The sequence below is a fragment of the Streptomyces sp. PA03-6a genome (genome assembly GCF_033792765.1).
Classification (GTDB): Bacteria; Actinomycetota; Actinomycetes; order Streptomycetales; family Streptomycetaceae; genus Actinacidiphila.
In genome coordinates this window covers 1-1783 of record NZ_JARAVK010000539.1, presented here as the reverse complement: position 1 = coordinate 1783, position 1783 = coordinate 1, and the positions used below count along the sequence as shown (strand labels likewise).

The following is a 1783-nucleotide window of genomic DNA, read 5'->3' as shown; positions in this document are numbered from 1 at the left end:
ACGAGGGGGGGCGGGGGGGGGGGCCGGGGGGGCGCACGGGGGGCGGGTCGGGGGGTGGGGGCGGGGTCGCAACGGCCGGGGCGGCGGCGGTCAGTGGGGCCCGCAGGCGGGGCGTCCGGTGCCGCGGGAGGGCCGTCGGGGCGACGCCCGGCGGCAGCCCGGGAGCGGCTTTCCCGCAACCCACGCCGCGCCTGAATCGGCCGTTCACGATTGGCCGGTCTCCGCCTCTGCCTCGCGACGGACGGACCGCCGCCGTCATCGCGTCGTACGGTCGACCGCGTCCAGGACGTCGGCCCACGGGAGACCGCGGCCGTCGGGGGCCTCGCCCGGTTCCGGGAGGGGCCGGGCGTCCGGGTCGTGGAGGAGGTGGACGCCGGCCGCGCGGAGGGTGGCGAGGTGGCGGGGCCAGGCCGGGTGGCGGGCGTGGGCCGCGTTGACGGCCGGGACGGCGACCAGCGGCACGTGCGGGGTGCCGAGGACCTCCGCGAGCAGGGTGAGGGCCTGGTTGTCGGCGATGCCGAGGGCGAGTTTGGCCAGGGTGCTGGCGGTGGCCGGGGCCAGCACGCAGCAATCGGCGGCCGGATGGGGCCGCGGCTCGCCGGGGAGCCGCGACCGGTCGCGCACGGGGAGGCCGGTCACGTCGCGCAGCCGCCCGGTCTCGCCCTGTTCCCCGAGCCAGCGTGCGGCGGTCGGGGTGAGCGTGACGGCGACGCGCCAGCCGCGGGCGAGCGCGGGCAGGACGAGGCCCTCGCGCAGGGTCTCGACGCCGTCGGCGGCCGAGCCGACGACGGCGAGGACCCCGCGGCCCGGCCGCACCTGGGGTGGGGAGGTGTGAGGAGGCATGGACACCCCTTACCCGAACCGGCCCTCCACGTAGTCGGCCGTCCGCGGGTCGGTCGGGCTGCCGAACATGGCGGGGGTGGGCCCGTGCTCCACGATGCCGCCGGGGGTGCCCTGTTCGGCGAGGAAGAAGGCGCACTGGTCCGAGACGCGGGCGGCCTGCTGCATGTTGTGGGTGACGATCACGATCGTGACCTCGTGGGCCAGTTCGCGGATCGTCTCCTCGATGCGCCGGGTCGAGGTGGGGTCCAGGGCCGAGCAGGGCTCGTCCATGAGCAGCACCTTGGGCCGTACGGCCAGCGAGCGGGCGATGCACAGGCGTTGCTGCTGACCGCCGGAGAGGGCCCCGCCGGGCTGGCGCAGCCGGGCCCGGACCTCCTTCCAGAGGCCGGCCTTGGTCAGACACTCCTCGACGAGCGCGTCCTTCGCGGCGTCGCGGACCCGCTGCCCGGTGAGCTTCAGGCCCGCGGTGACGTTGTCGTAGATCGACATCGCCGGGAAGGGGTTGGGCTTCTGGAAGACCATGCCGATGCGGCGGCGGGCCTCGGTGAGGCGGCGCCCGCGGGCGTAGATGTCCTCGCCGTCCAGCAGGACTTCGCCCGCCAGGGCGGCGGACGGCACGAGTTCGTGCATCCGGTTGAGGGTCCGCAGGAAGGTGGACTTGCCGCAGCCCGAGGGGCCGATGAGGGCGGTGACCTCCCCGGCGGGCATGGTCAGGGAGACCCGTTCGAGGACCTTGTGGTCGCCGAACCAGCACGAGATGCGGCGGGCCTCCAGGGTGGCGCCGGGGCTGGCGTCCTGCGCGATCGGCGGGAGCGGGATGGTGGTCTCGGTCACGAACGGGTCCTCACATCAGGTTGGGCAGGAGCAGGGCCGCGTGGTCCGCGACGAGGAGGCCGAGCAGGCCGAGCACGGGGACGCCGACGACCCAGGCGTGCCGCCG

2 protein-coding genes are annotated in these 1783 nt (G+C 76.1%); both read right to left on the bottom strand.

Annotated features, from left to right (window positions below):
- Window positions 1-255: 255 nt before the first annotated feature.
- Entirely contained in the window at window positions 256-843 is a 588-nt protein-coding gene (locus PV350_RS46460) for a flavoprotein (protein ID WP_500339290.1), read from the bottom strand.
- Between the two features lie 9 nt (window positions 844-852).
- Entirely contained in the window at window positions 853-1617 is a 765-nt protein-coding gene (locus PV350_RS46455; protein WP_499516838.1) for a phosphate ABC transporter ATP-binding protein, read from the bottom strand.
- Window positions 1618-1783 lie beyond the last annotated feature (166 nt).

What these genes read in the sequence shown, in the direction of transcription:
- PV350_RS46460 (WP_500339290.1), bottom strand. Translation starts at nt 843, where the DNA reads ATGCCTCCTCACACCTCCCCACCCCAGGTGCGGCCGGGCCGCGGGGTC.